At 72.2% G+C, this 25,087-nt stretch carries 24 protein-coding genes; 11 read left to right on the top strand and 13 right to left on the bottom strand.

The genetic code is table 11. The annotated features are described in order from the left end of the window. Nucleotides 1-9 precede the first annotated feature (9 nt). Complete coding sequence (locus tag ACWD3E_RS09810) at nt 10-894, top strand: alpha/beta fold hydrolase (protein ID WP_451387010.1); 885 nt, start codon at nt 10-12, stop codon at nt 892-894. A gap of 271 nt (nt 895-1,165) precedes the next feature. Here the strand turns inward: ACWD3E_RS09810 and ACWD3E_RS09805 are convergent, their stop codons facing one another. Together ACWD3E_RS09805 and ACWD3E_RS09800 are read right to left on the bottom strand one after the other, a co-directional pair. Next, nucleotides 1,166-3,547 carry an ATP-binding cassette domain-containing protein gene (locus ACWD3E_RS09805; RefSeq protein ID WP_451387129.1) on the bottom strand — a complete coding sequence of 794 codons (2,382 nt, stop codon included), beginning with the start codon at nt 3,545-3,547 and terminating at the stop codon, nt 1,166-1,168. Nucleotides 3,548-3,721: 174 nt separating this feature from the next. Then, a complete protein-coding gene (locus ACWD3E_RS09800; RefSeq protein ID WP_451387128.1) occupies nt 3,722-4,762 on the bottom strand; it encodes a PHP domain-containing protein in 1,041 nt (346 codons plus the stop codon). 89 nt (nt 4,763-4,851) lie between these two features. Between ACWD3E_RS09800 and ACWD3E_RS09795 the strand changes: the two genes are divergently transcribed. From ACWD3E_RS09795 to tuf, 3 genes are all read left to right on the top strand, one after another. After that, nucleotides 4,852-5,097, top strand: coding sequence for a hypothetical protein (locus tag ACWD3E_RS09795; protein WP_451387009.1), 246 nt, complete (start codon nt 4,852-4,854; stop codon nt 5,095-5,097). A 139-nt stretch (nt 5,098-5,236) separates the two neighbouring features. Next, a complete protein-coding gene (locus ACWD3E_RS09790) occupies nt 5,237-6,190 on the top strand; it encodes a ribose-phosphate diphosphokinase (RefSeq protein WP_451387008.1) in 954 nt (317 codons plus the stop codon). Between the two features lie 54 nt (nt 6,191-6,244). Beyond that, the gene (tuf, locus tag ACWD3E_RS09785) at nt 6,245-7,438 is read left to right on the top strand and encodes an elongation factor Tu (RefSeq protein WP_451387007.1); all 1,194 of its coding nucleotides are present in this window, start codon (nt 6,245-6,247) and stop codon (nt 7,436-7,438) included. 30 nt (nt 7,439-7,468) lie between these two features. Here the strand turns inward: tuf and ACWD3E_RS09780 are convergent, their stop codons facing one another. Then, nucleotides 7,469-7,849 (bottom strand): anti-sigma factor antagonist, encoded by a 381-nt coding sequence (locus ACWD3E_RS09780; RefSeq protein ID WP_451387006.1) that lies wholly within the window; start codon nt 7,847-7,849, stop codon nt 7,469-7,471. A gap of 127 nt (nt 7,850-7,976) precedes the next feature. Continuing rightward, nucleotides 7,977-8,261, bottom strand: coding sequence for a hypothetical protein (locus ACWD3E_RS09775; RefSeq protein WP_451387005.1), 285 nt, complete (start codon nt 8,259-8,261; stop codon nt 7,977-7,979). Nucleotides 8,262-8,310: 49 nt separating this feature from the next. Between ACWD3E_RS09775 and ACWD3E_RS09770 the strand changes: the two genes are divergently transcribed. Further along, nucleotides 8,311-8,793, top strand: coding sequence for a hypothetical protein (locus ACWD3E_RS09770; protein ID WP_451387004.1), 483 nt, complete (start codon nt 8,311-8,313; stop codon nt 8,791-8,793). Between the two features lie 360 nt (nt 8,794-9,153). On the opposite strand, the gene ACWD3E_RS09765 is transcribed toward ACWD3E_RS09770, so the two are convergent. Then, nucleotides 9,154-9,603: a nitroreductase family deazaflavin-dependent oxidoreductase gene (locus ACWD3E_RS09765; protein ID WP_451387003.1), complete on the bottom strand. Its 450-nt coding sequence runs from the start codon at nt 9,601-9,603 to the stop codon at nt 9,154-9,156. 240 nt (nt 9,604-9,843) lie between these two features. Here ACWD3E_RS09765 and ACWD3E_RS09760 point away from each other — a divergent pair, with 240 nt between their 5' ends. Then, on the top strand, nt 9,844-10,044 hold the full coding sequence (locus ACWD3E_RS09760; RefSeq protein WP_451387002.1) for a ferredoxin: 201 nt from the start codon (nt 9,844-9,846) through the stop codon (nt 10,042-10,044). A 10-nt stretch (nt 10,045-10,054) separates the two neighbouring features. Here ACWD3E_RS09760 and ACWD3E_RS09755 read toward each other — a convergent pair whose 3' ends face one another. Next, on the bottom strand, nt 10,055-10,909 hold the full coding sequence (locus ACWD3E_RS09755) for an endo alpha-1,4 polygalactosaminidase (protein ID WP_451387001.1): 855 nt from the start codon (nt 10,907-10,909) through the stop codon (nt 10,055-10,057). Between the two features lie 138 nt (nt 10,910-11,047). Here ACWD3E_RS09755 and ACWD3E_RS09750 point away from each other — a divergent pair, with 138 nt between their 5' ends. Continuing rightward, nucleotides 11,048-12,016 carry an aldo/keto reductase gene (locus ACWD3E_RS09750; RefSeq protein WP_451387127.1) on the top strand — a complete coding sequence of 323 codons (969 nt, stop codon included), beginning with the start codon at nt 11,048-11,050 and terminating at the stop codon, nt 12,014-12,016. A gap of 36 nt (nt 12,017-12,052) precedes the next feature. Here the strand turns inward: ACWD3E_RS09750 and ACWD3E_RS09745 are convergent, their stop codons facing one another. From ACWD3E_RS09745 to ACWD3E_RS09735, 3 genes are all read right to left on the bottom strand, one after another. Beyond that, nucleotides 12,053-13,294, bottom strand: coding sequence for a hypothetical protein (locus ACWD3E_RS09745; RefSeq protein WP_451387000.1), 1,242 nt, complete (start codon nt 13,292-13,294; stop codon nt 12,053-12,055). 413 nt (nt 13,295-13,707) lie between these two features. After that, nucleotides 13,708-14,412: a DUF4232 domain-containing protein gene (locus tag ACWD3E_RS09740; RefSeq protein WP_451386999.1), complete on the bottom strand. Its 705-nt coding sequence runs from the start codon at nt 14,410-14,412 to the stop codon at nt 13,708-13,710. A gap of 176 nt (nt 14,413-14,588) precedes the next feature. Further along, complete coding sequence (locus ACWD3E_RS09735; protein WP_451386998.1) at nt 14,589-15,977, bottom strand: serine/threonine-protein kinase; 1,389 nt, start codon at nt 15,975-15,977, stop codon at nt 14,589-14,591. A 47-nt stretch (nt 15,978-16,024) separates the two neighbouring features. Between ACWD3E_RS09735 and ACWD3E_RS09730 the strand changes: the two genes are divergently transcribed. After that, nucleotides 16,025-16,573: an RNA polymerase sigma factor gene (locus ACWD3E_RS09730; protein WP_451386997.1), complete on the top strand. Its 549-nt coding sequence runs from the start codon at nt 16,025-16,027 to the stop codon at nt 16,571-16,573. Between the two features lie 41 nt (nt 16,574-16,614). Here ACWD3E_RS09730 and ACWD3E_RS09725 read toward each other — a convergent pair whose 3' ends face one another. Next, nucleotides 16,615-18,993, bottom strand: a complete 2,379-nt coding sequence (locus ACWD3E_RS09725) for a SpoIIE family protein phosphatase (RefSeq protein WP_451386996.1) — start codon at nt 18,991-18,993, stop codon at nt 16,615-16,617. A 281-nt stretch (nt 18,994-19,274) separates the two neighbouring features. Continuing rightward, the gene (locus ACWD3E_RS09720) at nt 19,275-19,994 is read right to left on the bottom strand and encodes a 2OG-Fe(II) oxygenase (RefSeq protein WP_451387126.1); all 720 of its coding nucleotides are present in this window, start codon (nt 19,992-19,994) and stop codon (nt 19,275-19,277) included. A gap of 176 nt (nt 19,995-20,170) precedes the next feature. On the opposite strand from ACWD3E_RS09720, the gene ACWD3E_RS09715 reads away from it, so the two are divergent. The 3 genes from ACWD3E_RS09715 (at nt 20,171) to ACWD3E_RS09705 (ending at nt 22,887) form a co-directional block, all read left to right on the top strand. Further along, a complete protein-coding gene (locus ACWD3E_RS09715) occupies nt 20,171-20,410 on the top strand; it encodes a hypothetical protein (protein WP_451350834.1) in 240 nt (79 codons plus the stop codon). A gap of 3 nt (nt 20,411-20,413) precedes the next feature. Continuing rightward, entirely contained in the window at nt 20,414-20,791 is a 378-nt protein-coding gene (locus tag ACWD3E_RS09710) for a toxin Doc (protein ID WP_451350833.1), read from the top strand. A 401-nt stretch (nt 20,792-21,192) separates the two neighbouring features. Beyond that, nucleotides 21,193-22,887 carry an RICIN domain-containing protein gene (locus ACWD3E_RS09705; protein ID WP_451386995.1) on the top strand — a complete coding sequence of 565 codons (1,695 nt, stop codon included), beginning with the start codon at nt 21,193-21,195 and terminating at the stop codon, nt 22,885-22,887. A 306-nt stretch (nt 22,888-23,193) separates the two neighbouring features. Here the strand turns inward: ACWD3E_RS09705 and ACWD3E_RS09700 are convergent, their stop codons facing one another. Together ACWD3E_RS09700 and ACWD3E_RS09695 are read right to left on the bottom strand one after the other, a co-directional pair. After that, the gene (locus ACWD3E_RS09700; RefSeq protein ID WP_451386994.1) at nt 23,194-24,363 is read right to left on the bottom strand and encodes a lactate 2-monooxygenase; all 1,170 of its coding nucleotides are present in this window, start codon (nt 24,361-24,363) and stop codon (nt 23,194-23,196) included. Between the two features lie 94 nt (nt 24,364-24,457). Beyond that, nucleotides 24,458-25,018, bottom strand: coding sequence for a hypothetical protein (locus ACWD3E_RS09695; RefSeq protein WP_451386993.1), 561 nt, complete (start codon nt 25,016-25,018; stop codon nt 24,458-24,460). Between the last annotated feature and the right edge of the window lie 69 nt (nt 25,019-25,087).

Genomic DNA, 25,087 nt, shown 5'->3' with positions numbered 1-25,087 from the left:
GAGGCCCTCATGCCGTACTTCGCGAGCCCCGTCGACGGCACCCGTCTGCACTACGTCGACCACGGTCCCGCCTCCGGGCCCGTCGCCGTCTTCGTGGCCAGCGCCTATGTGGGGCACGAGATGTGGGAGTACCAGATGCTCCCGCTCGCCGAGGCCGGATACCGCTGCGTCGGCCTGGACCGGCGGGGCCATGGCCGGTCCGAGGACACCTGGAACGGCTACGACCTCGACACCCTCGCCGACGACGTCCACGGCCTGCTGGACCACCTCGACCTCAGTGACGTCACCCTGGTCGCCCACTCCGTGGGTACGGGCGAGGCCGTGCGCTGCCTGACCCGGCACGGCTCCGGCCGCGTGGCCCGGCTCGCCCTGGTCGCCGGTGTCGCCCCCGGTGTCGTGCGCTCGCCGGGCACCCCGGACGGGCTGGACCCGGCGCTCGTCCAGGCCGACAACGAGCTGTTCCGGCGCGACCGGGCGGCGTACTACACGGCCCTGGCGGACGACTTCTTCGCCGTGCACCGGCCCGGCAACGAAGTGTCCCCGGCCTACGTCCGTTACCTGATCGACCGCTGCCTGGCGTCCACGCCCCGCGCCGCGAACGGTGTACGGGACGTGGTCGCCGCCCTGGACCTGGCCGCGGAGCTGCCGGCCCTGGACCTTCCGGTGCTCGTGGTGCACGGCACCCACGACACCTCGGCGCCCCTGGAGCTCACCGGCGCCCGCTGTGCGCGGCTCGCGCCGCACAGCGCCCTGAAGGTGTACGAGAACGGCGGCCACGGCCTGTTCGCGACCCACGCGGAGCTGCTCACCGCGGATCTGCGGGAGTTCATCGAGGCCGGGCGGGCCGGTCGGGCCGAAGCCGAGGCGCCCGCCGGAGCGGGCGCCGGGGCCTAGGCCCTGTCGTCAAATCGCCGCCTGCCGCGCGACGCCTGGCACGCACTCCCCCACTGCCTCAAGGGCGTGGGGGGACCCCCAGCCGCGTTGCCGGAGCGCCCACGTGACTCCGCCACGCGGACGCTCCGGCGCCTTGCGATCGCACGCTCCCCCACGCTCGAACACGCTCGCGCGGGGGCACCCCCATCGCCGCCGCGCGGCCCGCCCTCCGGGCGGACGACGGGAATTTGACGACAGGGCCTAGCGCGCCCCGGCCGCCCCGCGGCCCCCGTCAGGCGCCGACGTACGCCGCCAGGTGCTCGCCCGTGACGGTGGAGCGGGCGGCGACGAGGTCGGCGGGGGTGCCCTCGAAGACGATCCGGCCGCCGTCGTGGCCGGCGCCGGGGCCGAGGTCGATGATCCAGTCCGCGTGCGCCATGACTGCCTGGTGGTGCTCGATGACGATCACCGACTTCCCGGAGTCCACGAGCCGGTCCAGCAGGCCGAGCAGCTGCTCGACATCGGCGAGGTGCAGGCCCGTGGTCGGCTCGTCCAGGACGTAGACGCCGCCCTTCTCGGCCATGTGCGTGGCCAGCTTGAGCCGCTGTCGTTCGCCGCCGGACAGCGTGGTGAGCGGCTGGCCGAGGCTGAGGTAGCCGAGCCCGACGTCGGCGAGCCGCCCGAGGATGCGGTGCGCGGCCGGTGTGCGCGCCTCACCGGCGCCGAAGAACTCCTCGGCCTCGGTCACCGGCATCGCCAGCACCTCGCTGATGTCCCGGCCGCCGAGCCGGTACTCCAGCACCGAGGCCTCGAACCGCTTGCCCTCGCAGTCCTCGCAGGTCGTGGCGACGCCGGCCATCATCGCCAGGTCGGTGTAGATGACGCCGGCGCCGTTGCAGGTGGGGCAGGCGCCCTCGGAGTTGGCGCTGAACAGGGCCGGCTTGACGCCGTTGGCCTTGGCGAAGGCCTTGCGGATCGGGTCCAGCAGCCCGGTGTACGTCGCCGGATTGCTCCGTCGCGAGCCGCGGATCGCACCCTGGTCGACCGAGACCACCCCCGCGCCGGGCGGGACCGAGCCGTGCACGAGCGAGCTCTTGCCGGAGCCCGCGACGCCGGTGACGACGGCCAGCACCCCGAGCGGGATGTCGACGTCGACGCCCTGGAGGTTGTTCGTCCTGGCTCCGCGGATCTCCAGCGTGCCGGCGGGCTTGCGCACCGTCTTCTTCAGCGAGGCCCGGTCGTCGAAGTGGCGGCCGGTGAGTGTGCCGCCCGCCCGCAGCCCCTCGACAGTGCCCTCGAAGCAGACGGTGCCGCCCGCCGTACCGGCGCCGGGACCGAGGTCCACGACGTGGTCGGCGATCGCGATCACCTCCGGCTTGTGCTCCACGACGAGCACCGTGTTGCCCTTGTCCCGCAGCCGCAGCAGCAGGCCGTTCATGCGCTGGATGTCATGGGGGTGCAGGCCCGCGGTCGGCTCGTCGAAGACGTAGGTGGTGTCGGTGAGCGAGGAACCGAGGTGGCGGATCATCTTGACGCGTTGCGCCTCGCCGCCCGACAGCGTGCCCGCCGGCCGGTCCAGCGAGAGATAGCCGAGGCCGATCTCCACGAACGAGTCGAGGCTGTGCCCCAGCTTCTCCAGCAGCGGCGCCACGGACGGCTCGTCCAGGCCGCGGACCCAGGCGGCCAGGTCGCTGATCTGCATCGCGCAGGCGTCGGCGATGCTGATCCCCGCGACCTTCGAGGCCCGGGCGCCCTCGGCGAGCCGGGTGCCCTCGCACTCGGGGCAGACGGTGAACGTCGTCGCCCGCTCCACGAAGGCGCGGACGTGCGGCTGCAGGGCGTCGATGTCCTTGGCCAGCATCGACTTCTGGATCTTCGGGATCAGCCCCTCGTAGGTGAGGTTGATGCCTTCGACCTTGATCTTGGTCGGCTCCTTGTGGAGGAGGTCGTGCAGCTCCTTCTTCGTGTACTTGCGGATCGGCTTGTCCGGGTCGAAGTAGCCGCAGCCCTTGAAGATGCGGCCGTACCAGCCGTCCATGCTGTAGCCGGGGATCGTGAGCGCACCCTCGTTGAGCGACTTGGAGTCGTCGTAGAGCTGGGTGAGGTCGATGTCGGAGACCGTGCCCCGGCCCTCACAGCGAGGGCACATGCCGCCGGTGCGGGTGAAGGTCGCCTTCTCGGCCTTGCGGGCACCGCGCTCGACGGTGATCGCGCCGCTCGCCCGGACCGAGGGCACGTTGAAGGCGTACGCGCTGGGCGGGCCGATGTGCGGCTGCCCGAGCCGGCTGAAGAGGATGCGCAGCATCGCGTTGGCGTCGGTGGCGGTGCCGACGGTGGAGCGCGGGTCGGCGCCCATGCGCTGCTGGTCGACGATGATCGCGGTGGTCAGCCCTTCCAGGACGTCGACGTCGGGCCGCGCCAGGGTCGGCATGAAGCCCTGCACGAACGCGCTGTAGGTCTCGTTGATCAGCCGCTGCGACTCCGCGGCGATCGTGTCGAACACCAGGGAGCTCTTGCCCGAGCCGGAGACGCCCGTGAACACCGTCAGCCGGCGCTTCGGTATCTCGATGGTGACGTCCTTGAGATTGTTCTCGCGGGCGCCGTGCACGCGGATCAGGTCGTGGCTGTCGGCGGCGTGCGGCGCGGGGGACTGCGGGTCCGCGCCCGGGGCCATGCTCATCGTCTCTCCATCCGTGGGTCGGGGCCGCCTGCGCGGACTCCGGCAGACACGCTACGTGGCGGGCGGGGGCCGGCGCTTCTCGAAATTCTGACCAGCTTCCGACCGGCTTCCTATGGGCTTCCGATGGGCTCCTGATCGGCTCCGCTCGGCCCGGTCCCCGGCGGCGTCTCAGCCGCCCGCCAGGCGGGCCGGCGTACGGCCCTCACGCGTCCACGCCAGCAGCTCCTCCGCCGACCACGTCGTGACCACCCGCTCCGCGGGCACCCCGCACTCCTCGGCGCGGGCGCAGCCGAGGATCTGCCAGTCCAGCTGGCCGGGCGCGTGCGCGTCGGTGTCGATGGCGAACAGCACACCCGCCACCACGGCCTCGCGCAGCAGCCGCCGGGGCGGGTCGAGCCGTTCCGGACGGCTGTTGATCTCCACCGCCGTCCCGGACTCGGCGCACGCGGCGAACACCTCGCCCGCGTCGAACTGCGACTCCGGCCGCCCCCGCCCCGTGACCAGGCGCCCCGTGCAGTGCCCGAGGATGTCGGCGTGCGGGTCGCGTACGGCGGCCACCATCCGCCGGGTCATCGCGCGGGCGTCCATCCGCAGCTTGGAGTGCACGGAGACGACGACCACGTCGAGGCGTTCCAGCAGCTCGGGCTCCTGGTCCAGCGAGCCGTCGTCCAGGATGTCGCACTCGATGCCGGTCAGCAGCCGGAACGGTGCCCAGCGCGTGTTCAGCTCCGCCACCACGTCCAGCTGCTCGCGCAGCCGCTCGGGCGACAGGCCGCGGGCCACGGTCAGGCGCGGGGAGTGGTCGGTCAGGGCCGTCCACTCGTGCCCGAGGCCGGCCGCCGCACGCCCCATCTCCTCGATCGGGCTGCCGCCGTCGGACCAGTCGGAGTGGGTGTGGCAGTCCCCGCGCAGCAGGGCCCGCAGCTCCTCGCCGCCGTCGGCGCGGAACGGCCCGTCCGCCTTTTCTTCCAGGTCCCGCAGATAGCCGGGCACCTCCCCTGCCAGGGCCTCCCGCACCACCTGCGCGGTCTTCGGGCCGACCCCCCTCAGTGACTCCAGCGTCCCTGCCGCCGCCCGCTCGGCCGTCTCGCCCTCGGGCAGGGCGGCCAGCACCCGCGCCGCGGTACGGAAGGCCTGCACCCGGTACGTGGGCGCGAGCGAGCGCTCCAGCAGGAAGGCGATCCGGTCCAGGGCCGCGACGGGATCCATGGCCACCTCCAGCTCGGCACGCACGTCCAGAGTAGGGGCGGCTGCGTTCGACGACCCGTCGCGGCGGGTTCCGGCCTACGCTCTATTGCATGACGGAACAAGGAGCCCCGTACATCTCGAAGCCGCGGATCCTGGTGCTCGGGGTCTGTCCGGGCAAGCCGGGCAGCCCGCCCTTCCGGATCATGGAGATCGACGGTCAGGTGGTCGGCGAGGCCAGGCATCTCACCGACGTGCTGGAGACCGCCGCGGCCTACGGCATCGTCATCCACGACATGAACGACACCGACGTGGTCCGATGGGTGGGCGGCGACCAGTACCACTGGACACTGCGCTGAGCCGGGCGCGGCCCGGCCGGCCGTCCACCCCGGATCGGCGCCGCCGGCGCGGCACCGGATCCTGTGCGCCCCGGTGACGGCAGGGGACGGTTCGTAGCATGATCGACGCAGACCGTGCTGATCATGCGAGGAGCGGATCGTGCGAGACATCGCCGTCTTCAGTGGCAGTGCCCATCCCGAACTGGCCCAGGAGGTCTGCGCCCACCTCGGTGTGCCGCTCAGTCCGATCCGGGTGAGCCGGTTCGCCAACGACTGCCTGGAGGTACAGCTTCAGGCCAACTGCCGGGAACGGGACGTGTTCCTGGTCCAGCCGCTGGTCCGGCCGGTGCAGGAGCACCTGGTGGAACTGCTGCTGATGTGCGACGCGGCCCGGGGTGCCTCGGCCGCCCGGATCACCGTCGTCATGCCGCACTACTCCTACGCCCGCTCCGACAAGAAGGACGCCCCGCGCATCTCCCTCGGCGGGCGGCTGGTCGCCGACCTGCTGGTGGCGGCGGGCGCGCGCCGGGTCCTCGCCATGACCCTGCACGCCCCGCAGGTGCACGGCTTCTTCTCGGTCCCCGTGGACCATCTGCATGCTCTGCGTGAACTCGCCGCGCACTTCCGGCAGTACGACCTCTCGCGCACCACCGTCGTCTCCCCGGACCTCGGCAACGCCAAGGAGGCCGCCGCCTTCGCCCGGCTCATCGGCGCGCAGGTGGCGGCCGGTGCCAAACAGCGGTTCGCGGACGACCGGGTCAGCATCAGCTCCGTCATCGGCGAGGTCACCGGCCGGGACGTCATCGTGCTGGACGACGAGATCGCCAAGGGCAGCACCGTGCTCGAACTCCTGGACAGATTGCGGGAGTCGAACCCGCGCTCGATCCGACTGGCGTGCACGCACGGGCTGTTCGCCGCGGGCGCCCTGAAGCGGCTGAGTGAGCAGCCCGACGTACTGGAGATCGTCTGCACCAACACCGTGCCCCTGCCCGCCGACGAGCACACCGACAAGCTCCGCGTCCTGTCCATCGCCCCCGCCCTCGCCGAGGCCGTACGCCGTATTCACAACGGAGAGTCCGTAAGCGCCCTGTTCGACGAGCCGCACAGCGCCTAGACCGGAAGGAGTGGCGCGGAACCTGCGCCACCCGTCCGAGCAGGAGGGCCGGCAGTGGCGAAGGCGAAGTTCGAGCGGACCAAACCGCACGTGAACATCGGCACCATCGGTCATATCGACCACGGCAAGACCACCCTGACCGCCGCGATCACCAAGGTGCTGCACGACAAGTTCCCGCAGCTGAACCCGTTCACGCCCTTCGACCAGATCGACAAGGCCCCGGAGGAGCGGCAGCGCGGTATCACCATCTCGATCGCCCACGTCGAGTACCAGACCGAGCACCGGCACTACGCGCACGTGGACTGCCCCGGCCACGCCGACTACATCAAGAACATGATCACGGGCGCCGCGCAGATGGACGGCGCCGTCCTGGTCGTCGCCGCCACCGACGGGCCGATGCCGCAGACCAAGGAACATGTGCTGCTGGCCCGTCAGGTGGGCGTGCCCTACATCGTCGTCGCCCTCAACAAGACGGACATGGTGGACGACGAGGAGATCCTGGAACTGGTCGAGCTGGAGGTGCGCGAGCTGCTCACCGAGTACGAGTTCCCCGGCGACGACGTCCCAGTGGTCAGGGTGTCCGCGCTGCGGGCCCTCGAAGGCGACCCGGAGTGGGCCGCCTCGGTGCTCGAACTCCTCGACGCCGTAGACCGGTTCGTGCCCGAGCCGGAGCGGGACGTGGACCGGCCGTTCCTGATGCCCGTCGAGGACGTCTTCACCATCACCGGTCGCGGCACCGTCGTCACCGGCCGGATCGAGCGCGGCACGCTGCGGGTGGGCAGCGAGGTCGAGATCATCGGCATCCACGAGAAGAAGACGAGGACCACCGTCACCGGCATCGAGATGTTCCGCAAGCTGCTCGACGAGGGCCGGGCGGGGGAGAACGTCGGGCTGCTGCTGCGCGGGGTCAGGCGGGACGACGTCGAGCGCGGCCAGGTCGTCATCAAGGCCGGATCGGTCACCCCGCACACGGAGTTCGAGGCGCGGGCGTACATCCTCGCCAAGGACGAGGGCGGTCGGCACACCCCGTTCTTCGAGAACTACCGCCCCCAGTTCTACTTCCGCACCACGGACGTGACCGGCGTGGTGACCCTGCCCCGGGGCACGGAGATGGTGATGCCGGGTGACAACACCACCCTGCACGTCACGCTGATCCAGCCGATCGCCATGGAGGAGGGCCTGAAGTTCGCCATCCGGGAGGGCGGGCGGACGGTGGGTGCCGGTCAGGTCGTCAGGATCATCAAGTAGGACGTCAAACGGCCGTATTTCCAAGGTTGTTCACCAGGAGCCGGACGTGGCCCCGGACTGTTCCAGGGCCGCGTCCGGTGTCGGGTGCGCGGGCAGCAGCCGGGAAAGACCGGTGACCTTGAAGACGCGGAGGGTCAGCGGGTGGGTGCAGACCAGGTGCAGCTGCCCGCCGCGTTCCAGCACCCGGGAGCGGGCGCGGTAGAGCAGCCGCAGCCCGGAGCAGTCGAAGAACTCGACCGGCCGCAGGTCGATGACGATACGGGCGTCGGCGTGCTGGGTGACCCGGTCGAGGTACGGCATGATCTCCGCCGCCGCGGCGATGTCGATCTCGCCGCGGAACTCCAGGACCGTGTGCCCGCGGTACGTGTGTACGCGCAGATGCCGGATGAACGGTGCGGACTCGTGTCGCACGACCGCCTCACCTCCCGCCCGCGCCCGGAAATCAGTGCCCCGACCGTCAAGTTACCCTCGATGGAAGGAATTTGAGCATGTTCGATTGACATATGTCTTCGAGTTTTCAGACGTTCGCCATCGAACTTCAGTCGGACATGAGCACCGGCTTCCCCGTGGTCCTGCCGGTGTCACCCAGTTCGTGCGACTTGGCGGCTTCTGCCAGCGGGAACGTCCCGGCGATCATGGTGCCCTGCTGAGCTTCGAACGTTCCGGCCCGCTCCCGCGTCGAAGGACCGACAACAGCGACAAGGATCAGGCGAGCAACGGGGGCGGGCATGCGCAGAGGACTGGCGGCGGTGGCGGTACTGGCGGCCGTGACGGCGGTGGGCTGCGACGGCGGCACAGGGGTGCGGACGGTGGTCGAGGGCACCCCTCCCGCCACCCGTACAACGGGCCGCTGACGCCGGGAGACCGACCGGGTGCTGTACTCCTTCGACGTCGGCGGCCGTACCAAGGTGGCCGTCGTCGTGGCCAGGAAGCAGAAGGACCGGCCCGGTTGGGGCCCGGAGACGAACGCCTCCTGCGACCCCGCCGAACTCCCCGCGTCGTTCGCCGCCGCCCGGGGCTGGGAGGTCTGGACGGACGGCGCCGGCCGGCGGGTACCGGTACGCAGGCTCACCAGTTCGCCGGGCGCGGAACACTGCGACTGGCAGTCGGCCCACTACCTCAGCCTCGACGGCCGGACGTACGCCCGCGACCCCGAGGGCGTACTCCGCCGCGACGGCGTCCTCACGGTGCCGTACCGCAAGGACGTCCGTATGCCGACCGCTGCGCACGACACCGGATTCCACTACCGCGACTGGCGGTTGTGGCTGACCGACGACAAATCGACCGCGTACGTGCGCACTTCGCACGGCGTGGAAGCCTGGCCCCGGCAGGGGAGCCACGCCGGCTGCGCCTGAGCGGCGAGCGCCCCGACGGCCACCTGGTCGCCACGATGCGCCGCAGCTCCTTTACGGCCGCCCTGGAACTGCTCCCGTCGGCCGCGCAGACCTGCCTCGATGAGATCCGCGCGGCGGCCGGGTCCTGACGGTCAGCCGCTGACGTCCGTGGCTCAGGCCTTGGCAGTCCTGGCGGACCCGGCCCGGTACACGCCGCTCGTCGTCCGTCGCGGCGGGCACGGGAAGGCCCCGCCGCGACGGGGGAACGCGGCGGGGCCTGACGCACGCGTGCCCGCCCCGAAGCCGGTTCATGCGTCCCGGGCGCAGATTTTTCTAAAAAAGGTCGCTGCCCGGCCGGAACCAACCCCCGTGGAGGCCCGCTCAGGCGCCGTCGAACGGCTCCAGCACGAAGACCGGGATCTCCCGCGAGGTCTTCTCCTGGTACTCGGCGTACGGCGGGAACGCGGCCACGGCCCGCTCCCACCACTCGGCCTTCTCCGCGCCGGTGACCTCGCGAGCCCGCATGTCCTGCTTGACCGGCCCGTCCTGCAGCTCGACGTGCGGCTCCGACCTGACGTTGAAGTACCAGACGGGGTGCTTGGGCGCGCCGCCGAGCGAGGCGACGGCCGCGTACCTGCCCTCGTGCTCCACGCGCATCAGCGGCGTCTTGCGGATCTTCCCGCTCTGGGCTCCCCGGGTCGTCAGCAGGATCACCGGCAGCCCGGTGTCGAGCAGGGTCGTCCCCTTCGTCCCGCCGGAACTCTCGTACAGCTCGACCTGCTCGCGCACCCACTGCGTCGGGCTGGGCTCGTATTCGCCCTCAAGAGGCATGGCTTCCGTCCCCTTCGTCGGTCCCACGGCTGTCGCGCACCCGGCTGCAACGCCGGTGGCGCTCCGGATCATCCGTACCACGGATCCCCGCGGCCGGGGGGCCATTGCCCCACGAGGAATCGCGGAAGCTCGTCACGACGCGTCTCCTGCGCCAGCGCGCCGCTCGCCGACGAGCGCCTGTCCGGCGACACGACCCAGGGGATGCTGGAACTCCCCGTGAGCTGGTAAGAGGCTCTGGTCATGCGTATCGACATCGACAAGGACGTCTGTATCGGAGCGGGTTTGTGCGCGCTGACCGCCCCGGGCGTATTCACCCAGGACGACGACGGCTACAGCATGCTGCTCCCGGGCCGCGAGGACGGCGCGGGTGACCCGATGGTCAAGGAGGCCGTGCGCGGCTGCCCGGTGAGCGCCATCACCGTGGCGGAGGCGGGCGCATGACGCGTGGGCGTCAGGGCGCCTTGCGGACGTAGCCCGAGCTGCCCGGTGTGGAGACCTCGACGTCCCGGCGGACGATGCTCAGCCGACCGCCCCAACGGGCGACGGCCTTGCGCAGTCCACTGTCGGTGTACTCGATGTCCACGACCCGGTCGTCGAAGGCCTTCGCGTACACCTCGCACTCGTCGTACTGCCCGCACTCCTCCGCCACCGCGAAGTCCAGACCCGTCCGCGCGCGCTGCCCGGCCAGTTCCGTGGCGTTCTTCTGCGCGATGGCCAGATGCCGGGCGTGCGCGTGCCGGGACAGCAAGGTGATGAACGTGGTGGCATCGGCCGCGGTCAGCAGGTGCCGGGAGCGGGTGTAGCTGTCGTAGTTGTCGGGCTCGACGGCGTCGAAGCCCTTGGCCGCGCAGCCGTCGATCCACCCGTCCACCCGCTCGGCCACCCGCTCCCGCTTGGCGGCTGTGCCGATGTCGAGGAGCGGCTCGTTCCAGTCCTCGTCGATCACGACCTTGCCGTGCGCGTCGCGCAGCAGCAGGTCGGCGGGCCACGCGTCGCGCTCGGCCGGCTGTGCCTGGAAGGCGTTGACGTAGCAGATGTTGTACAGGCCGGGCGCGGGGGAGTCGGACCGGTCGCGGCTGACGATGCGGACGCCGGCGGGCGGGGGATAGGCCCCGCCGATCTGGTAGTCGAACCCGGCGTGGCGCGGGGGCAGGTGCACCGCGCCGGACTTCGGCGAAGCCGGCTGCTCCCGCTGCTTCTTCGCATCGCAGCCGGCGAGCGTCGACACGGCGAGGACCACGGCGAGCACGGCTGCGCCGACGGCCGCTGCGGGGCCTCGTGCACGGGTAACTCCCTTGGGGGGCACGCCCGCTCCCTTCTGCGCACGCCGGGCGGCGGGGCACGGGCAGGATCAAATCGCCGCCGCACGGTCGCGGTCAAATCGGCCGCGGCTGACGTCGTAGGCTCGGTGACGACCATCGTCCTGAAGGCGGGAGCAGCAACGATGCAGTACGTGAAGCTCGGTTCGACGGGCCTGGACGTGTCGCGGATCTGTCTGGGCTGCATGACCTACGGCCTGCCCGACCGAGGCGTGCACGAGTGGACCCTGGACGAGGAGGCGGCCCGCCCGCTCATCCGGCAGGCGCTGGAGGCGGGCATCAACTTCTTCGACACCGCCAACAGTTACTCCGACGGCACCAGCGAGGAGATCGTCGGCAAGCTCCTGCGCGAGTACGCCGACCGCGACGAGATCGTGCTGGCCACCAAGGTGTACAGCCGGGTACGGCCGGGCCCCAACGGCGCCGGCCTGTCCCGCAAGGCGATCATGACCGAGATCGACCACAGTCTGCGCCGCCTCGGCACCGACTACGTCGACCTCTACCAGATCCACCGCTACGACCACGCCACTCCCGTCGAGGAGACGATGGAGGCGCTGCACGACCTGGTCAAGGCGGGCAAGGTGCGCTACATCGGGGCGAGTTCGATGTACGCCTGGGAGTTCTCCAAGGCGCAGTACACGGCGGAGCTGCACGGCTGGACCAAGTTCGTGACCATGCAGAACCACTACAACCTCCTCTACCGCGAGGAGGAGCGGGAGATGCTGCCGCTCTGCGCCGACCAGGGCGTCGGCGTGCTGCCGTGGAGCCCCCTCGCCCGCGGGCGCCTCACCCGCGACTGGGGCACGGTCACCGAGCGCAGCGCGGGCGACAACTTCGGCAGCCGCCTGTACCTGGACAGTGACCGTTCCATCGTCGAGGCCGTCACCCGCATCGCCGGGGACCGCGGCGTCCCGAGCGCCCAGGTCGCCCTCGCCTGGCTGCTGCACCAGGACACCGTGACCGCGCCCATCGTCGGCGCGACCAGGCCGCAGCACATCGAGGACGCGGTGGCCGCGGTCGAACTGGAGCTGAGCGACAAGGAGATCGAGGAACTGGAGCAGCCCTACACCCCGCGCGCGATCAGCGGCCACTGAGCGGCCTTTCACGCTGGGCGGGCTGCCCCCTGTCCGTCACGACGACGGAGTGCCCGGGGCGCCCAGGAACTCCGCCCAGCCGCCCGTCGGCGCCTGGCCCGGGGCCAGGGTGCGCAGCTTGCGCAGGGCCGCCGGGTCCTGTGCCTCCAGCCACGCCACCAGCTGTTTGAAGGACACGAAGCGCACGTCGTCGTGGGCGGCCATCTGTCCGATCGCCTCCTCGACGGCGTCCATGTAGATGCCGCCGTTCCAGCGTTCGAAGTGGTTGCCGATGAAGAAGGGGGCACGATTGGTCTCGTACGCGCGCCGGAATCCGGCCAGATAGGTGTCGCGGGCCTGGGCGCGCCAGGCGTCGTACTGGGAGCGGTTGCCCAGGGGGTTCCCGGCGGACTGGTTGAACATCATGTTGTAGTCCATCGACAGCACTTGGAAGGAGTGCCCGGAGAAGGGTATGGACTGCAGCGGGAAGTCCCAGATCCGGCCGCCCTGTACCTTTCCCGGCCAGATCTGCAGGCCGCCCGGGGAGCTGGCGTCGTACTTCCAGCCGAGCGCGGCGGCCGTGGGCAGCAGGTTGGACTGGCCTTCCAGGCAGGGAGTGCGTCCGCCGATCAGCTCCTTGCGGTAGTCGAAGGGCAGCGGTTCGAGGTCGGTGAAGCCCGTGTTCGTCTTCCACTTCGTCACGAAGTCCACGGCCTGCTCGATCTCGCTGCGCCACTCGGCCGGGGACCAGTTGCGCACCCCGGTCGCGCCGCAGAAGTGCCCGTTGAAGTGGGTGCCGATCTCGTGGCCCTCCAGCCAGGCCGCCCGCACCTGCTGGAGCGTGGCGTGGATGTGCCGGTCGGCGAGATAGCCGATCGCGGAGGCGCCGACCGGGTGCTGCGGCGGGCGGTACAGGTTCTTCTTGGACTCCGGAAGCGTGTAGATGCCGCTGAGGAAGAACGTCATCTTCGCGCCGTGGTCTGCGGCCACCTTGCGGAACCGGGAGAACAGCTGGTTGCTCACCTCGCCCGCGCCGTCCCACGAGAACACCACGAACTGCGGGGGCCGCTGTCCCTGCTTCAGCCGGTCCGGCACCGGCTGGTGCGGCTGCGCGCCGGTGTCGGCGGTGGAGCCGTCGCCGATCAGCCGGACCGGCCGGGCCTGCGCGGTGCCCGTGCCGTCCGCCGCGGCGGGCCCGTCGACCCGCAGTCCGCCGCCGGAGGAGCAGGCGGACAGGGCGCCGAGGGCGCCCGCCGCCGCTCCGGCCGTCAGCACACGCCTGCGTGAGAAGCCGTTCATCGTTGTCCCCGATTTCCTCGTCACGACCCCGTGCGGGGCCTTCTTGCTGTGCGGTCGACGGGGTTCGATGAACGGGAGCGGCGGAAAGATCGCGGCCGGCGGTGCCTGTTGCCTTCCTGTGACAGTTGTGGCGCGGTCATGACGAACCCCGCTGCCGGAGTCCGACAGCGGGGTCCAGGGGGTGTCTTCTGGATCAGGTCGGCTGGAGCCGACGGTGTCTTCTCACTGAGCCGAGCGGGGTCTGGTGCGTGCAGCTGCAAGGCGGAGGAGGGCGCCGACGATGGGGGTCCCCCCGCGCGAGCGCATTCGAGCGTGGGGGAGCGTCGGCAACCGACGACAACGCCGCAGATGTGCGTGCCAGACCCCGCGACGCCGGCAAGATCCAGAAGACACCCCCTGGGAGGCGCGGTGGCTCAGGGGCCGGTGCCGGGGCTGAACACCGTCAGGGAGACGGAGGACGAGTTGCCGGAGACCGGGACCGGTCCGGCCGACCATGCCACCTTCAGCTGGTCCCGCTCGTCCGGCGGGGTGACCAGCAGGGCGGCCGGGGTGGCCGTCTTCGCGCCGCTGATCCCGGGGTTGGAGAAGGTGAGCCCCGCCCAGGCGCTCTGGCCGGGCCTGAGCGTGACGGTCACCGGCGAGCCCGACTCACGCCTGGGGTCGGGGCCGAGCTGGGCGCCGGAGGCGCTGACGAAGGCCGCGCCCGGGTAGCCGCGCACGGTGCAGGTGCGGGCGGAGGCGTTGGTCAGCACGACGGGGAAGTTCTCCTGGCCGGCGCCCGGGTCGTTACGGCCCACGGAGGCGCGCAGCTCGGAGGTGTGGCAGCGGGTGCCCGTGCCCGTCGCCGGGGTGGTCGTACGGCCGCCCGAGGAGGCTCCTGCCGTGCCGGCGGAGGCGGCGGCGGTGGCCGAGGACGAGGCCGTACCGGCCGCCGGGGCGGACGTGGCGGAGGCCGGGCTCTTGGTGGTCTCGGTGGCGGGTGCCGCTGTGCCTGGTGCCGTTTCCATGGGGCCGTTGCGGACGTCGGAGCTTTTGCCGCAGCCGGTCAGCAGGCCCAGCACGGCGACCGCGCTCACCAGCAGGGCCCCGCGCCGTACGGACGGGGGTGTGTACACCATGTCGCTCAACACTCCTGGATCTTCACGGCACACGCGGTCCGCGTGCCTGCGGCGCCGAGCGCGCCGTCATGACACTCCGATGCGCGAGCCGACGGAAAAGTTCGCCACACCCAGGGTTCTTTCCCCCGCCTTGACCGACGGACGCCACCCTTGCGCGTGACGTCACCCCTGGCGCGTCAGCTCACCCGCAGCGAGCGGAGTACGGCTTCGGTCGCGTCGCCCGCACCCTGCTGGCGCACCTGCACGTACACCTGCGGCTGCTTGGCGCCGCTCGCCGGATTCAGGGCGGACTCCGTCACCGAGCCGCCGTCGGGGCAGCCGCTCCAGGCGCGGACCAGGCCGCGCCAGTGGGCGTCGGCGAAGGTGCGGCTGCCGGAGTAGCGGCAGGCGGAGTGGGCGAGGGCCTTGACCCGGGCGGTGAGGTCGCCGTGTTCGCTGACCCCGATGAACACGCCGTCGACCGAGGCCTTCAGGTCCGGCCATCGCGCGAGGTCGTCGGCGACCACCAGACCCGGCTCGTGCCCGGCCCGCAGCCCGAGCGTGCCCGGGTTCCAGCCGGAGGCGCGCAGGGTGTGGCCCCAGTCGGCCGGGACCTCGGCGACCACCCGGCCGGTGGAGTCCGACACGCGTGTCCCGTCCGCCGTGCCGGGCCGGTTGGCCAGCATGGTCACCGTCACCGCGGCGGCCCCCGCGGCCAGCACCGCGGCGAGGGCCAGGGTCACGGTGTTGAGCCTCCCGCGGACGGAGTCCAGCCGCCTCCGGCTCCGCGCGACCGGGCCCGCCGCCAGCCGGTCCAGCTCGTCCGCCAACACCTGAGCACCGGGCCAGCGGCGCGCCCGGTCCGGCTCCAGCGCGCGCAGCAGCGCCCGCTCCACGTCCTCGCCGAGCTCCGGCCGCAGCCGCGTGGGCGGTACGACCTTCCCGGGCGGGCCCGGCACGGTGCCGGTGACCAGCTCGTAGCCGACCGCGCCCAGGCTGTAGACGTCGGCCCGCTCGTCGATGCCCGCCCCGGGCTCGGCCTGCTCCGGCGGCCGGTACCCCGCCGAGCCCGCCGCCAGCGTGAGCACCGAGGCCTGCGCAAGGCTCTTGGCCAGCCCCAGATCGGCCAGCAGCACCCGCCGCCCGCCGTCGGGCGCGGTGTGCAGCAGCACGTTGGTCGGCTTGATGTCCCGGTGCACGATGCCCGCCTCGTGCAGCGCGGCGGCGCTGCGCGCGGCCAGTGCCGTCAGCCGCAGCGCCTCCGGGACCGGCAGCGGACCGGCCGCCAGCAGATCGGCGAGGGTGCCGCCGTCGGCGTACTCCATCACGAAGTACGGCCTGCCGTCGGGGAGTTCACCGATGTCGTAGACCTGCACCACCCGGCTGGAGCCCGCCCTGCGCAGCAGCCGCGCCTCGGACAGGAAGCGCTCCCGGATGTCGAGCCGGTGCGCCCAGTTCTCGGCGAGGACCTTCACGGCCACCGGGGCCTCGAGTTCGTCGTCGTGGGCGAGCCAGACCGTGGCGAAGGCGCCGGTGCCCAGGCGCCGTTCGAGACGATAGCGGCCGATCCGCTCCAGGGGGTGCATACGACTATCATGCCTGCCCTGAGATCGACTTCGAGGGGGACCCTTCCGTGCACGACCCGGCGCCGTTGGAAGACCTCGCCCGGCGGGCCGCCGCGGGCGACAGCGCTGCTCTGGACCGGCTGCTGACCGACATCCGGCCCGAGGTCGTACGCCGCTGCGGACGCTTCCTGCCGTGCCGCGAGGACGCGGAGGAGGCCGCCCAGGACGTGCTGTTCCAGGTGGCCCGGTACATCACCGCCTTCGAGGGCCGCAGCCGCTTCGGCACCTGGCTGTACACCGTGGTCGCCAACTGCTGCCGGCAGAAGTACCGCGAGCTGAAACGGCGGGCCGCCGAGCAGCCCGCCGCCATCGAGCCGGCCGCACACGTCGACCCGCGCACCACCAGCGTCATCGCGGGCTCCCGCGTCGACCTGCTGGAGGCGCTGGACCGGCTGGAGCGGGAACACCCGCAGCTGGTCGCGCCGCTGGTCTACCGGGACATCTGCCAGCTGGAGTACGCCGAGGTCGCCGAGCGCCTCGGCATCCCGCTCGGCACCCTCAAGTCCCGGCTGCACGAGGCCCGTAAACAGGTCCGGCCCTGGCTCACGGCCGGCTGACCCACCGGTCCTGACGCAGGACTCCTCGCAACGGGTCCGGCCTACGCCTCCTCGAACAGGGCGATCTCCGCCCAGATCGTCTTGCCCTCCGCGGTGTGCCGGCTGCCCCAGCGCTGGGTGAGCTGGGCGACCAGCAGCAGGCCCCGACCGCCCTCGTCGAAGGTCTTGGCCCGGCGCAGGTGCGGGGCGGTGTGGCTGGTGTCGGACACCTCGCAGATCAGCGTGTCCGCGTCGTGGATCAGCCGCAGCCGGATCGGGCGGGCGCCGTACCGGATCGCGTTGGTGACCAGCTCGCTGACCACCAGCTCCGTCGTGAACCCGGCCTCGCTCAGCCCCCAGGTGTCCAGCTGGCCCACGACCTGTTTGCGGATCGGCGCGACCAGCGCCGGGTCGGCGGGGATGTCCCAGGTCGTCACCTGCGAGGCCGGCAGGCCGTGGGTGCGGGCCAGCAGCAGGGCCACGTCGTCGGGGGCGCCGCCCGACGGCAGCAGGGCGTGCAGGATGCCGTCGCAGGTCTCGTCCAGGGCGCCCACCGTTCCCCCGAGCGCCCGGCACAGCAGCTCACGGCCGGCGTCCCCGTCCCGGTCCCGGGACACCACCAGGCCGTCGGTGTACAGGGCGAGCACGGTGCCCTCGGGCAGGTCCACCTCGGTCGACTCGAAGGGGAGTCCGCCGAGGCCCAGCGGGGGACCGGCGGGCAGGTCGAGCCGTTGGGGCCGGCCGCCCGGCCGCAGCAGCACCGGCGGCGGATGCCCGGCCCGGGACAGGGTGCAGCGCCGGGACACCGGGTCGTAGACCGCGTACAGACAGGTCGCGCCGACCTCGCCGGTGCTGGCGTCGTGGCCGGACTCCTCCGACAGCCGGACCACCAGGTCGTCCAGGTGCGTGAGCAGTTCGTCCGGGGCGAGGTCGATGTCGGCGAGGGTGCGTACGGCGGTGCGCAGCCGGCCCATGGTGGCCGAGGCCTGGATGCCGTGCCCCACGACGTCCCCGACGACCATGGCGACCCGCATCCCGGACAAGGGGATCACGTCGAACCAGTCGCCGCCCACTCCGGCCCGGGCCGCCGGCAGATAGCGGGAGGCGGCCTCCAGGGCCGCGGTGCGGGGGAGCGAGCGGGGCAGCAGGCTGCGCTGGAGCGCGAGGGCGGTCTCCCGCTCGCGCGAGTAGCGGCGGGCGTTGTCGATGCAGACGGCGGCCCGCGCGGTGATCTCCTCGGCGAGCATGGCGTCGTCCGCGGTGAACCCGTCCGGGCGCCGGTGCCGGGTGAGCACCGCGACGCCGAGGGTCAGCCCGCGCGCCTGGATCGGCACCGACATCGAGGAGTGGACGCCGAACTGCCGCACCTTCTCGGAGCGCGGGGCGTTCCAGTCCAGCCACTGGTCCATGTCGCCCGCGGCCACGGAGGCGGTGATCGTCCGGCCCGTGGTGACCGAGTGCGCCTGCGGGGAGAAGTCGGGGTAGATCTCGATCCGGCCCGGCTCGGTCACCGCCTCGGGCACGCCCGGCAGGACGGACTGGTGGGCGGTCCGCCGCAGTCGGACCGGCGCCGTGAGGCGGGCCGGGGGCTCGCTGCCGTTCTCCTCCGGGTCGAGCAGGTCGATCGTGACGAAGTCGGCGAGCGCGGGCACGCACACGTCCGCCAGTTCCTCCGCCGTGCGGGTGACGTCCAGGGTGGAGCCGATGCGGATGCTCGCCTCGTTCACCAGCTGCAGGCGTTGCCGGGCCCGGTAGATGTCGGTGACGTCGTGCGCGGCCAGGCACACGCCCCGCACCCGGCCCTCGGCGTCCCTGACCGGTGCGATCCGGGCGAGCCAGGCGTCCGCCGGGTCCTCGCCGGAGGTGTGCGTGAAGGTCTGGGCGTCCAGCGGAAGCCCGGTGTTCAGCACCCGGAGCATGCTCCGCTCCAGCTCCTCGCTCTGCGGCCGGCCGCCGATCTCCGCGAGCCTGAGGCCCCGCACCCGTTCCTCGGGCAGGCCGTAGACCTCGGCCATCGCGGCGTTCATCCGTCGCAGCCGCAGCTCGGCGTCGTACACGGCGACGGCACACGGCGACTGGGTCAGGCCCGCCGCGGTCAGCGGGTCGTCCGGCTCGGCCGGTTCGGTGCCGGTCAGCGGGGTGACCACCAGCCAGTCGCCGGGCCGGCCGTCGTGCGCCGGGCGGTGGTGCGCGAGCAGCCACACCGAGACCGTACGGCCGTCCCGGTGGCGCAATTCGACCGTTCCGGCCCAGCGGGCGCCGCCGGGCACGGGCGGAGTGCCGTCTTCGGCGAGCAGTTCGGTGGCGGGGCGGCCCAGGACGGTCTCGGGCGCGTGACCGAGCAGGCGCCGGGCCCCCTCGTTCCACTCCACCAGGGTTCCGTCGTCGTCAATGACAGCCCGGGCCGTAGCCGCATCGTCGAACGGATAGACCCGGCTCATCGTCGCCGCTCCCAAGCGCACACTCACAGTGAACAGGCTGTACCACTCGTGTTCCAGCGTAGTGCGTCGGACGCCGGCGTGAACGGTGACCCCCGATGACATGACTGGTACGTCGGTCATGGTCAAGGGGGAATTCCCGCCGATCTTCCGCCGGAGCCGGGCAGCCACTTCCGGACGCCTGACGATCGTGTTGGCGAGCCGTCAGAATCTGTTCGCTCACGATCAGTTGTGAGTGCTTCTGGATCCTGATGGGCGGCAGGGTCGCCGGGTGTCCGGCGCGATCACGTGGCGTCGTGGAAGACCAGCCCCAGGGTGCGCCGTCGCCCGGACCGCACCGTGCTCACCCCGTGCCGCACCGCCCCGGCCGACCAGCCCCGCCGGGTGCGCACGGGGCGGTCCCGGGTGGTGAACACCAGACCGTGGCCCTGGCGCAGGACGCTCGCCGTGCCCCGGGACTGGGCGCGTGGGCGCTGCTCCACCAGCAGGAACTCGCCGCCGGTGTAGTCGGTGCCGTACGCGTCCAGGGCGATCACCACCTGGAGCGGGAAGACCAGCTCGCCGAACAGGTCCCGGTGCAGGGCGTTCCAGTCGCCTGGGCCGTAGGAGAGCAGGATCTGCGCCGAGCGGTCCTGCCCGGCGGCATGGCAGCGCTCCAGCCACTCCTCCAGCGTGTCCGGCCAGGGGGCCGGGCGGTCCAGGCGGGCCGCCCAGTCCCGGGCGACCGGCAGCAGGCGCGGGTAGAGCGCGGCGCGCAGCGCGGCCACCGGGGCGGGCAGGTCGTGCGTGAAGTAGCGGTACTCGCCGGAGCCGAACCGGTGCCGGGCCAGGTCGACCGTCGTACGGAACAGCTCGGGTGCGTCGTAGAGGGCGGCCAGGCCGGCGCATTCGGCCGGCGTCAGCAGCGGGCCCGTGGACGCGCAGCCGTGCTCGTCCAGCTCGGCCGCGAGCGCGGTCCAGTCGGTACGGGCGGCGCGGCGGCGGGCCTCGTCCGGCTTGTTCATCGGGGGCGCGTCCATCAGCTTGTCCATGAGGTCGAGTCTGCTGCGCCGGGGCAACGGTCACCGGCGGGAATCGGACAGGACGCTCGGCTCGCCGCCCACTCTGGCAGGTACCGGTAAAAGTAGCGCTTGACCTGGTGATATTTACGGGTAAGTACCCGCACGGTACCGTGAGGGGCATGCCAGCTCTCAACGTGGAGTTCAGCGAACGCGAACTAGAGGACCTGCGGCAGATCGCCAAGGAGCGCGGTACGTCGATGAAGGCCCTCGTGCGCGAGGCGGCAGCCGCCGACATCGCCCGGCACCGGGCGCTGCAGGAGGGTGCCGAGGCGTTCCGCAGCTTCTTCACCGCCCACGCCGAGGAGTTCGCCGCCGCGTTCCCGGACGACGAGTCCCCCGCCGACGGCGAGGCCGCCTGAGCTATGCCCTCCATCATCCATATCGACGTCCCCTGGCTGCTCCAGCGCCACGAGGAGGTCCTGCCCGACCAGCCCACGGTCGACGACTTCTCCGCGCTGGTCGCCGCCGTCGCCCGGCACCGTGTCGACCCGCCCCGGCTCGGAGTGGACTCCGACCCCGCCTGGCGGGCCGCCGCGCTGCTGCACACCCTCGCCGTGCTCAAGCCGCTGCCCGCGGCCAACGCCCGGTTCGCCTGCGCGACCGCCGTGGCCTACATGTTCGTCAGCGGCGTCGGCATCGACCCGCCCTACGGCGCCCTCGTCGACCTCGCCCGCGACCTGATGTCCGGCAAGGCCGATGTCTACGGCGCGGCCGACCGGCTCCGCTCCTGGCAGATCTGACAGATCACAGCTCTGGCAGATCTGACAGATCACAGCTCTGGCAGAGACACATCCGACAGTTGCGACACCAGCCGGCCGGCGGGGGAAGCCGCCTGGGCCGTCGGCCGGGGGCGGTTCTTCACACGGGGCACGGGAGAAACAGAAAGCCGACCGCTCCGACCAGCCCGCCCCCGCCGCATTCTGACTTTCTTTCAACAAGGCCGATGTCGTACGGCTCTCTTGTTGCTCATGTGGAAGTTGTGCAAGGGTTGCCACGCCCGTGCGGGGGTAAAGTCCGGGCTTCTTTCGGCAGTTGACCAATCGGACCGGCGGCAAGCCCGTGAATTCCCGCTCCCCGTACGCACCCATAGGTATGTGCCAAAGCACCGACGTACGTCACCCGCACCAAAGGAATCCGCTCAGTGTCCACCCCCCACCCCCCTCGTCCCCCCTATCCGCCGCCCGGCGGAGAACGCGGGGAATCCGATGAATCCCTCGCCGGCCCACTGCGCGCCGGCTCCGACGCGGAGGCCTCCCGGTCCGCCGCCCTGCTGATGGCCCGGCACTGGCGGTCCGCGCAGGACTACGCCGTCATCTGCCTGGCCACGCCCGGCCCCCTGGCCCACATGGTCAGCGCCGACGCCTTCCACCAGGTCCTGGGCCGCCTCGCGCTCGGCGAACCCGCCGAGGCGCTCCGGCCCCGACTGCTGGTGACCGTCCGGGACACGGTCGTCAACTGGTCCGGGACCGAACGAATAGCCGCTGTTCTGCCCGGACTTCAGAAACCGGCCGGGGGACGCGGTATGCGCGCGGCGAAGTCCCTGATACCGGAAAACCGCGCCCTGTCCGAACACTCATTTCACGCTCTTCCCCGGCTGGAGCAGACTCTGCTGTGGCACACCGAGGTGGATGCCGAGCCGATAAACGTCCCCGCGGAGCTGCTCGGCATGGACACCGACACCGCGGCGGCCACACTCGAACAGGCCCGGGACGGATTCCGGGAAGGCCTCGTCCGCGCTCACCGGGAACTCGCGCCCACCAAGGACTGCCGCTACTACAACCGCCTTCTCGACGTCCCGATCCGGCGCGGGGGCGGCCTGCTGCCCGACGTCCGGCAGCACCTCGCCGCCTGCCCGTACTGCCGGCACGCCGCCGAGCAGCTCGGCCAGGCCGAGGCCGGTCCGGGCGTGCTCCTCGCCGAAGCCGTCCTCGGCTGGGGAGCCCGCCGCTATCTCGACTCGCGCCCCGGCCGCCGCGGCCCGGAACCCGTCCGCGCCCGCGGCGGCACCCGTAGCTCCGGCGGACGCCGGCGCGGCGGCGGAAGACCCGGGCTGCTCGCCCGTACGGCCTTGTCCGGTACGGCCCTGCGCGGCGCCCGCCGGCACGGCGGCCCGGACCGTGGGCCGCTCGCGCTGATCCCAACGCTCGTGCGCCGCGCACCCGGCGCCGCCCGGTCGTCACCGGTGCTCCTCGCCACGGTCGGCGTCGCCTCGGTCGCGCTGCTCGCGACGGTCGTGGCGATCAGCGTGTGGCCGGAGGGCGGCCACGGTACCGGCCCTGTCGCCTCCACGAGCGCCGTGCCGGGCAACGCCTCCTCGTCTCCGCCCGCCGCCGCGACCACGGGACTGCCCGTCGCCGGTCGCCCGACCCGGCTGCGCAACGCCGACGCGGGTCTCTGCCTGGACATCGCGGGCAAACCCGCGGCCGGCGCGGGCGCGATCCTCGCCGCCTGCTCCTCGGCCGGGACGCAGCAGTGGACGTACGAGGCCGACGGGCTGCTGCGCAGTGCCGCCGACTCCCGGCTGTGCCTGGACTCGCACGCCGACGCCGGGGTGGTGATCCTCGGCAGCTGTGCCGCCGCGGGCAGCAAACGGAGCGACGACGTGCGCTACGACCTCACCGTGCACGGCGAGTTGCTGCCCCGCTGGGACGAGAGGCTGGCCCTGGCCCCGGCCGGGAAGGACCCCGGCACCGACCTGGTCGTCAAGGTCCGCGACCGCTCGACCGCGCAGCGCTGGCTGACCGACGGGCCTTCGGCCGCCCGCGGCTCGCTGTCGATCGCGGGCAGCGCCGGGCCCTCCGCCGAGCCGGCGCGGCTGTCCGGGCAGGGCACGTAGGTCCTGCCGTCAAATTCCCGTCGTCCGCCCGGAGGGCGGGCCGCGCGGCGTGTGGTGCGTGCGATCGCAAGGCGCCGGAGCGGCCTCGATGGGGGTGCCCCCGCGCGAGCGTGTTCGAGCGCGGGGGAGGAGTCACGTGGGCGCTCCGGCAACGCGGCTGGGGGTGCCCCCCTGGGGGAGTGCTTGCCAGACGCGCGGGGCAGGCGGGAATTTGACGACAGGGCCTAGGCCGGTTACGGCACCTGGCGGTACCCACTGCGTCCTGCCGGGCCCTCGTGGCACGGCCCGGCAGGACGCGGGCAGGGCTCAGGCCGGGTCGACGACGAGGTCGTCCGCGGTGATGCCGGCCGGCGTGGCGTGTCCGGACAGGGCGAGGGTCAGGTCGAACTCGGCGAGCAGGCACCGGATGACGTGTTCGACGCCCGCCTGCCCGTCCAGGCCGAGCCCGTACACGTACGGCCGCCCCAGCAGCACCGCCCGCGCGCCGAGCGCGAGCGCCTTGAACACGTCGTCGCCGGTGCGTACGCCGCTGTCGAACAGCACAGTGAGACGGTCGCCGACCGCGTCCGCGACCCGGGGCAGCGCGTCGGCCGCCGCGACGGAACCCGCCACCTGCCTGCCACCGTGGTTGGAGACGACCACCCCGTCGACCCCGGCGTCCGCGGCGAGCCGGGCGTCGTCCGGGTGCAGGACGCCCTTGAGGACGATCGGGCCGTCCCAGTGCTCCCGCAGGAAGGCCAGGTCCGGCCAGGTGTGGCTCGCGTCCCCGAACAGACCGAGGAAGTGCCGTACCGCCGCGGCCGGATCCTCCTGCACGGGCTTGGCCAGGCCCGCCTGGAACGCCGGGTCGGTGAAGTAGTTGGCGGTGCCCACCCCGTGCAGGAACGGCAGGTACGCCTGGTCGAGGTCGCGGGGCCGCCAGGCAAGCATCGGGGTGTCCAGGGTGACGACCAGCACCGTGTACCCGGCGGCCTTCGCCCGGGTGAGGAAACTCCGGGTCACCTCCCGGTCCTTGCCCCAGTACAGCTGGAACCACCGCTCGCCGTCCCCCATCGCCTCCGCCACCTGCTCCATCGGTGTGCTGGAGGCGGACGACAGGATGTACGGCACGCCCTGCGCGGCAGCGGCCCGGGCGACGGCCGACTCGGCGTCCGGATGCATGATCGAGATCGTGCCCACCGGAGCGAGCGCCAGCGGGGCCGGCAGGGCCCGCCCGAGCACCTCGGTGGACAGGTCCCGCTCGGCCACGGCCCGCAGCATGCGCGGCACGATCCGGCGCCGGGCCAGAGCTGCCCGGTTGGCGCGGGCCGTGCTGCCGTCGCCCGCGCTGCCCGCCACGTACCCCATCGGGCCGGGCTGGAGCCGGTGGGCGGCCAGTTCCTCCAGCCGGGTGAGGTCGGTGGGCAGCCGGGGCACGGCGCCTGTCATCCCGTTCAGATAGATCTCGTACTGGAAGTCGCCCCAGTGCTTCGCCATCCGTGCCTCCCGCCGCTCGTCGCCGCATCGCGCTGCCGCCCGACGATACTGATGGGTAGGTACGGGGCTGTCCACGGGGCTTCCGCGCTGTTCCTCACTCCTCGTCCGCCGGTGCCTCCTGTCCCTGGGTGTCGGGTGCGTCGGGTCCCTGTGCCCGGACCCGCTGGACATGTTCGAGCGACTCGCGCAACTCGGCGAGCCAGTCGTCCGCGTGACGCTGTACCAGCCGTACGCACCAGGCCAGAGCGTCGCTGCGGCTGCGCGCGACGCCCCCGGCGACGAGGGTGTCCAGGACCTGCCGCTCGGGCTGCCGCAGCCGGGTCATCACCGGCGCCGCCAGATGCGTGAACAGGGCCCGCTCGGTGCCGCACACCACGCCCCACGACACCTTCCGGCGGAACCGGTGCTCGGCCTCGCGGGCCACCTCCATCCGGGCCTCCCGGGTGCGTTCCCGGAAGTCCTGGATCCGGGCCCCCACGGCGGCCTCCCGCTCGGCGTCCGAGACGTCCTCGGCGAGCCGCGGCTCGGGGATGCGCCCGATCACGGTGATCTCCTCGCGGTCGACCGCCACCTCGACCAGCTCCGTGAACAGGTCGTCCGGAAGCCGTCCGGAGAACCAGCCGCGCAGCTTCTCTTGCTGCTCTGTCGTAATCATGTAATCACGATTACCCCGACCGCAGCATGAACACAAGGGGTCACCAAGGGGTTCACCGGGGGCGGAGCC

The organism is Streptomyces sp. NPDC002676 (assembly GCF_053592455.1).
The sequence above is the reverse complement of the archived record's forward strand: the minus strand, read 5'-3'. Positions and strand labels throughout refer to the sequence as shown.

Excerpts from the sequence above, each read along its gene's own strand:
- ACWD3E_RS09810 (WP_451387010.1), top strand. The coding sequence starts at position 10 with ATGCCGTACTTCGCGAGCCCCGTCGACGGCACCCGTCTGCACTACGTC.
- ACWD3E_RS09805 (WP_451387129.1), bottom strand. The coding sequence starts at position 3,547 with ATGGCCCCGGGCGCGGACCCGCAGTCCCCCGCGCCGCACGCCGCCGAC.
- ACWD3E_RS09800 (WP_451387128.1), bottom strand. The coding sequence starts at position 4,762 with ATGGATCCCGTCGCGGCCCTGGACCGGATCGCCTTCCTGCTGGAGCGC.
- ACWD3E_RS09795 (WP_451387009.1), top strand. The coding sequence starts at position 4,852 with ATGACGGAACAAGGAGCCCCGTACATCTCGAAGCCGCGGATCCTGGTG.
- ACWD3E_RS09765 (WP_451387003.1), bottom strand. The coding sequence starts at position 9,603 with ATGCCTCTTGAGGGCGAATACGAGCCCAGCCCGACGCAGTGGGTGCGC.
- ACWD3E_RS09760 (WP_451387002.1), top strand. The coding sequence starts at position 9,844 with ATGCGTATCGACATCGACAAGGACGTCTGTATCGGAGCGGGTTTGTGC.
- ACWD3E_RS09750 (WP_451387127.1), top strand. The coding sequence starts at position 11,048 with ATGCAGTACGTGAAGCTCGGTTCGACGGGCCTGGACGTGTCGCGGATC.
- ACWD3E_RS09745 (WP_451387000.1), bottom strand. The coding sequence starts at position 13,294 with ATGAACGGCTTCTCACGCAGGCGTGTGCTGACGGCCGGAGCGGCGGCG.
- ACWD3E_RS09740 (WP_451386999.1), bottom strand. The coding sequence starts at position 14,412 with ATGGTGTACACACCCCCGTCCGTACGGCGCGGGGCCCTGCTGGTGAGC.
- ACWD3E_RS09735 (WP_451386998.1), bottom strand. The coding sequence starts at position 15,977 with ATGCACCCCCTGGAGCGGATCGGCCGCTATCGTCTCGAACGGCGCCTG.
- ACWD3E_RS09725 (WP_451386996.1), bottom strand. The coding sequence starts at position 18,993 with ATGAGCCGGGTCTATCCGTTCGACGATGCGGCTACGGCCCGGGCTGTC.
- ACWD3E_RS09720 (WP_451387126.1), bottom strand. The coding sequence starts at position 19,994 with ATGAACAAGCCGGACGAGGCCCGCCGCCGCGCCGCCCGTACCGACTGG.
- ACWD3E_RS09715 (WP_451350834.1), top strand. The coding sequence starts at position 20,171 with ATGCCAGCTCTCAACGTGGAGTTCAGCGAACGCGAACTAGAGGACCTG.
- ACWD3E_RS09710 (WP_451350833.1), top strand. The coding sequence starts at position 20,414 with ATGCCCTCCATCATCCATATCGACGTCCCCTGGCTGCTCCAGCGCCAC.
- ACWD3E_RS09700 (WP_451386994.1), bottom strand. The coding sequence starts at position 24,363 with ATGGCGAAGCACTGGGGCGACTTCCAGTACGAGATCTATCTGAACGGG.
- ACWD3E_RS09695 (WP_451386993.1), bottom strand. The coding sequence starts at position 25,018 with ATGATTACGACAGAGCAGCAAGAGAAGCTGCGCGGCTGGTTCTCCGGA.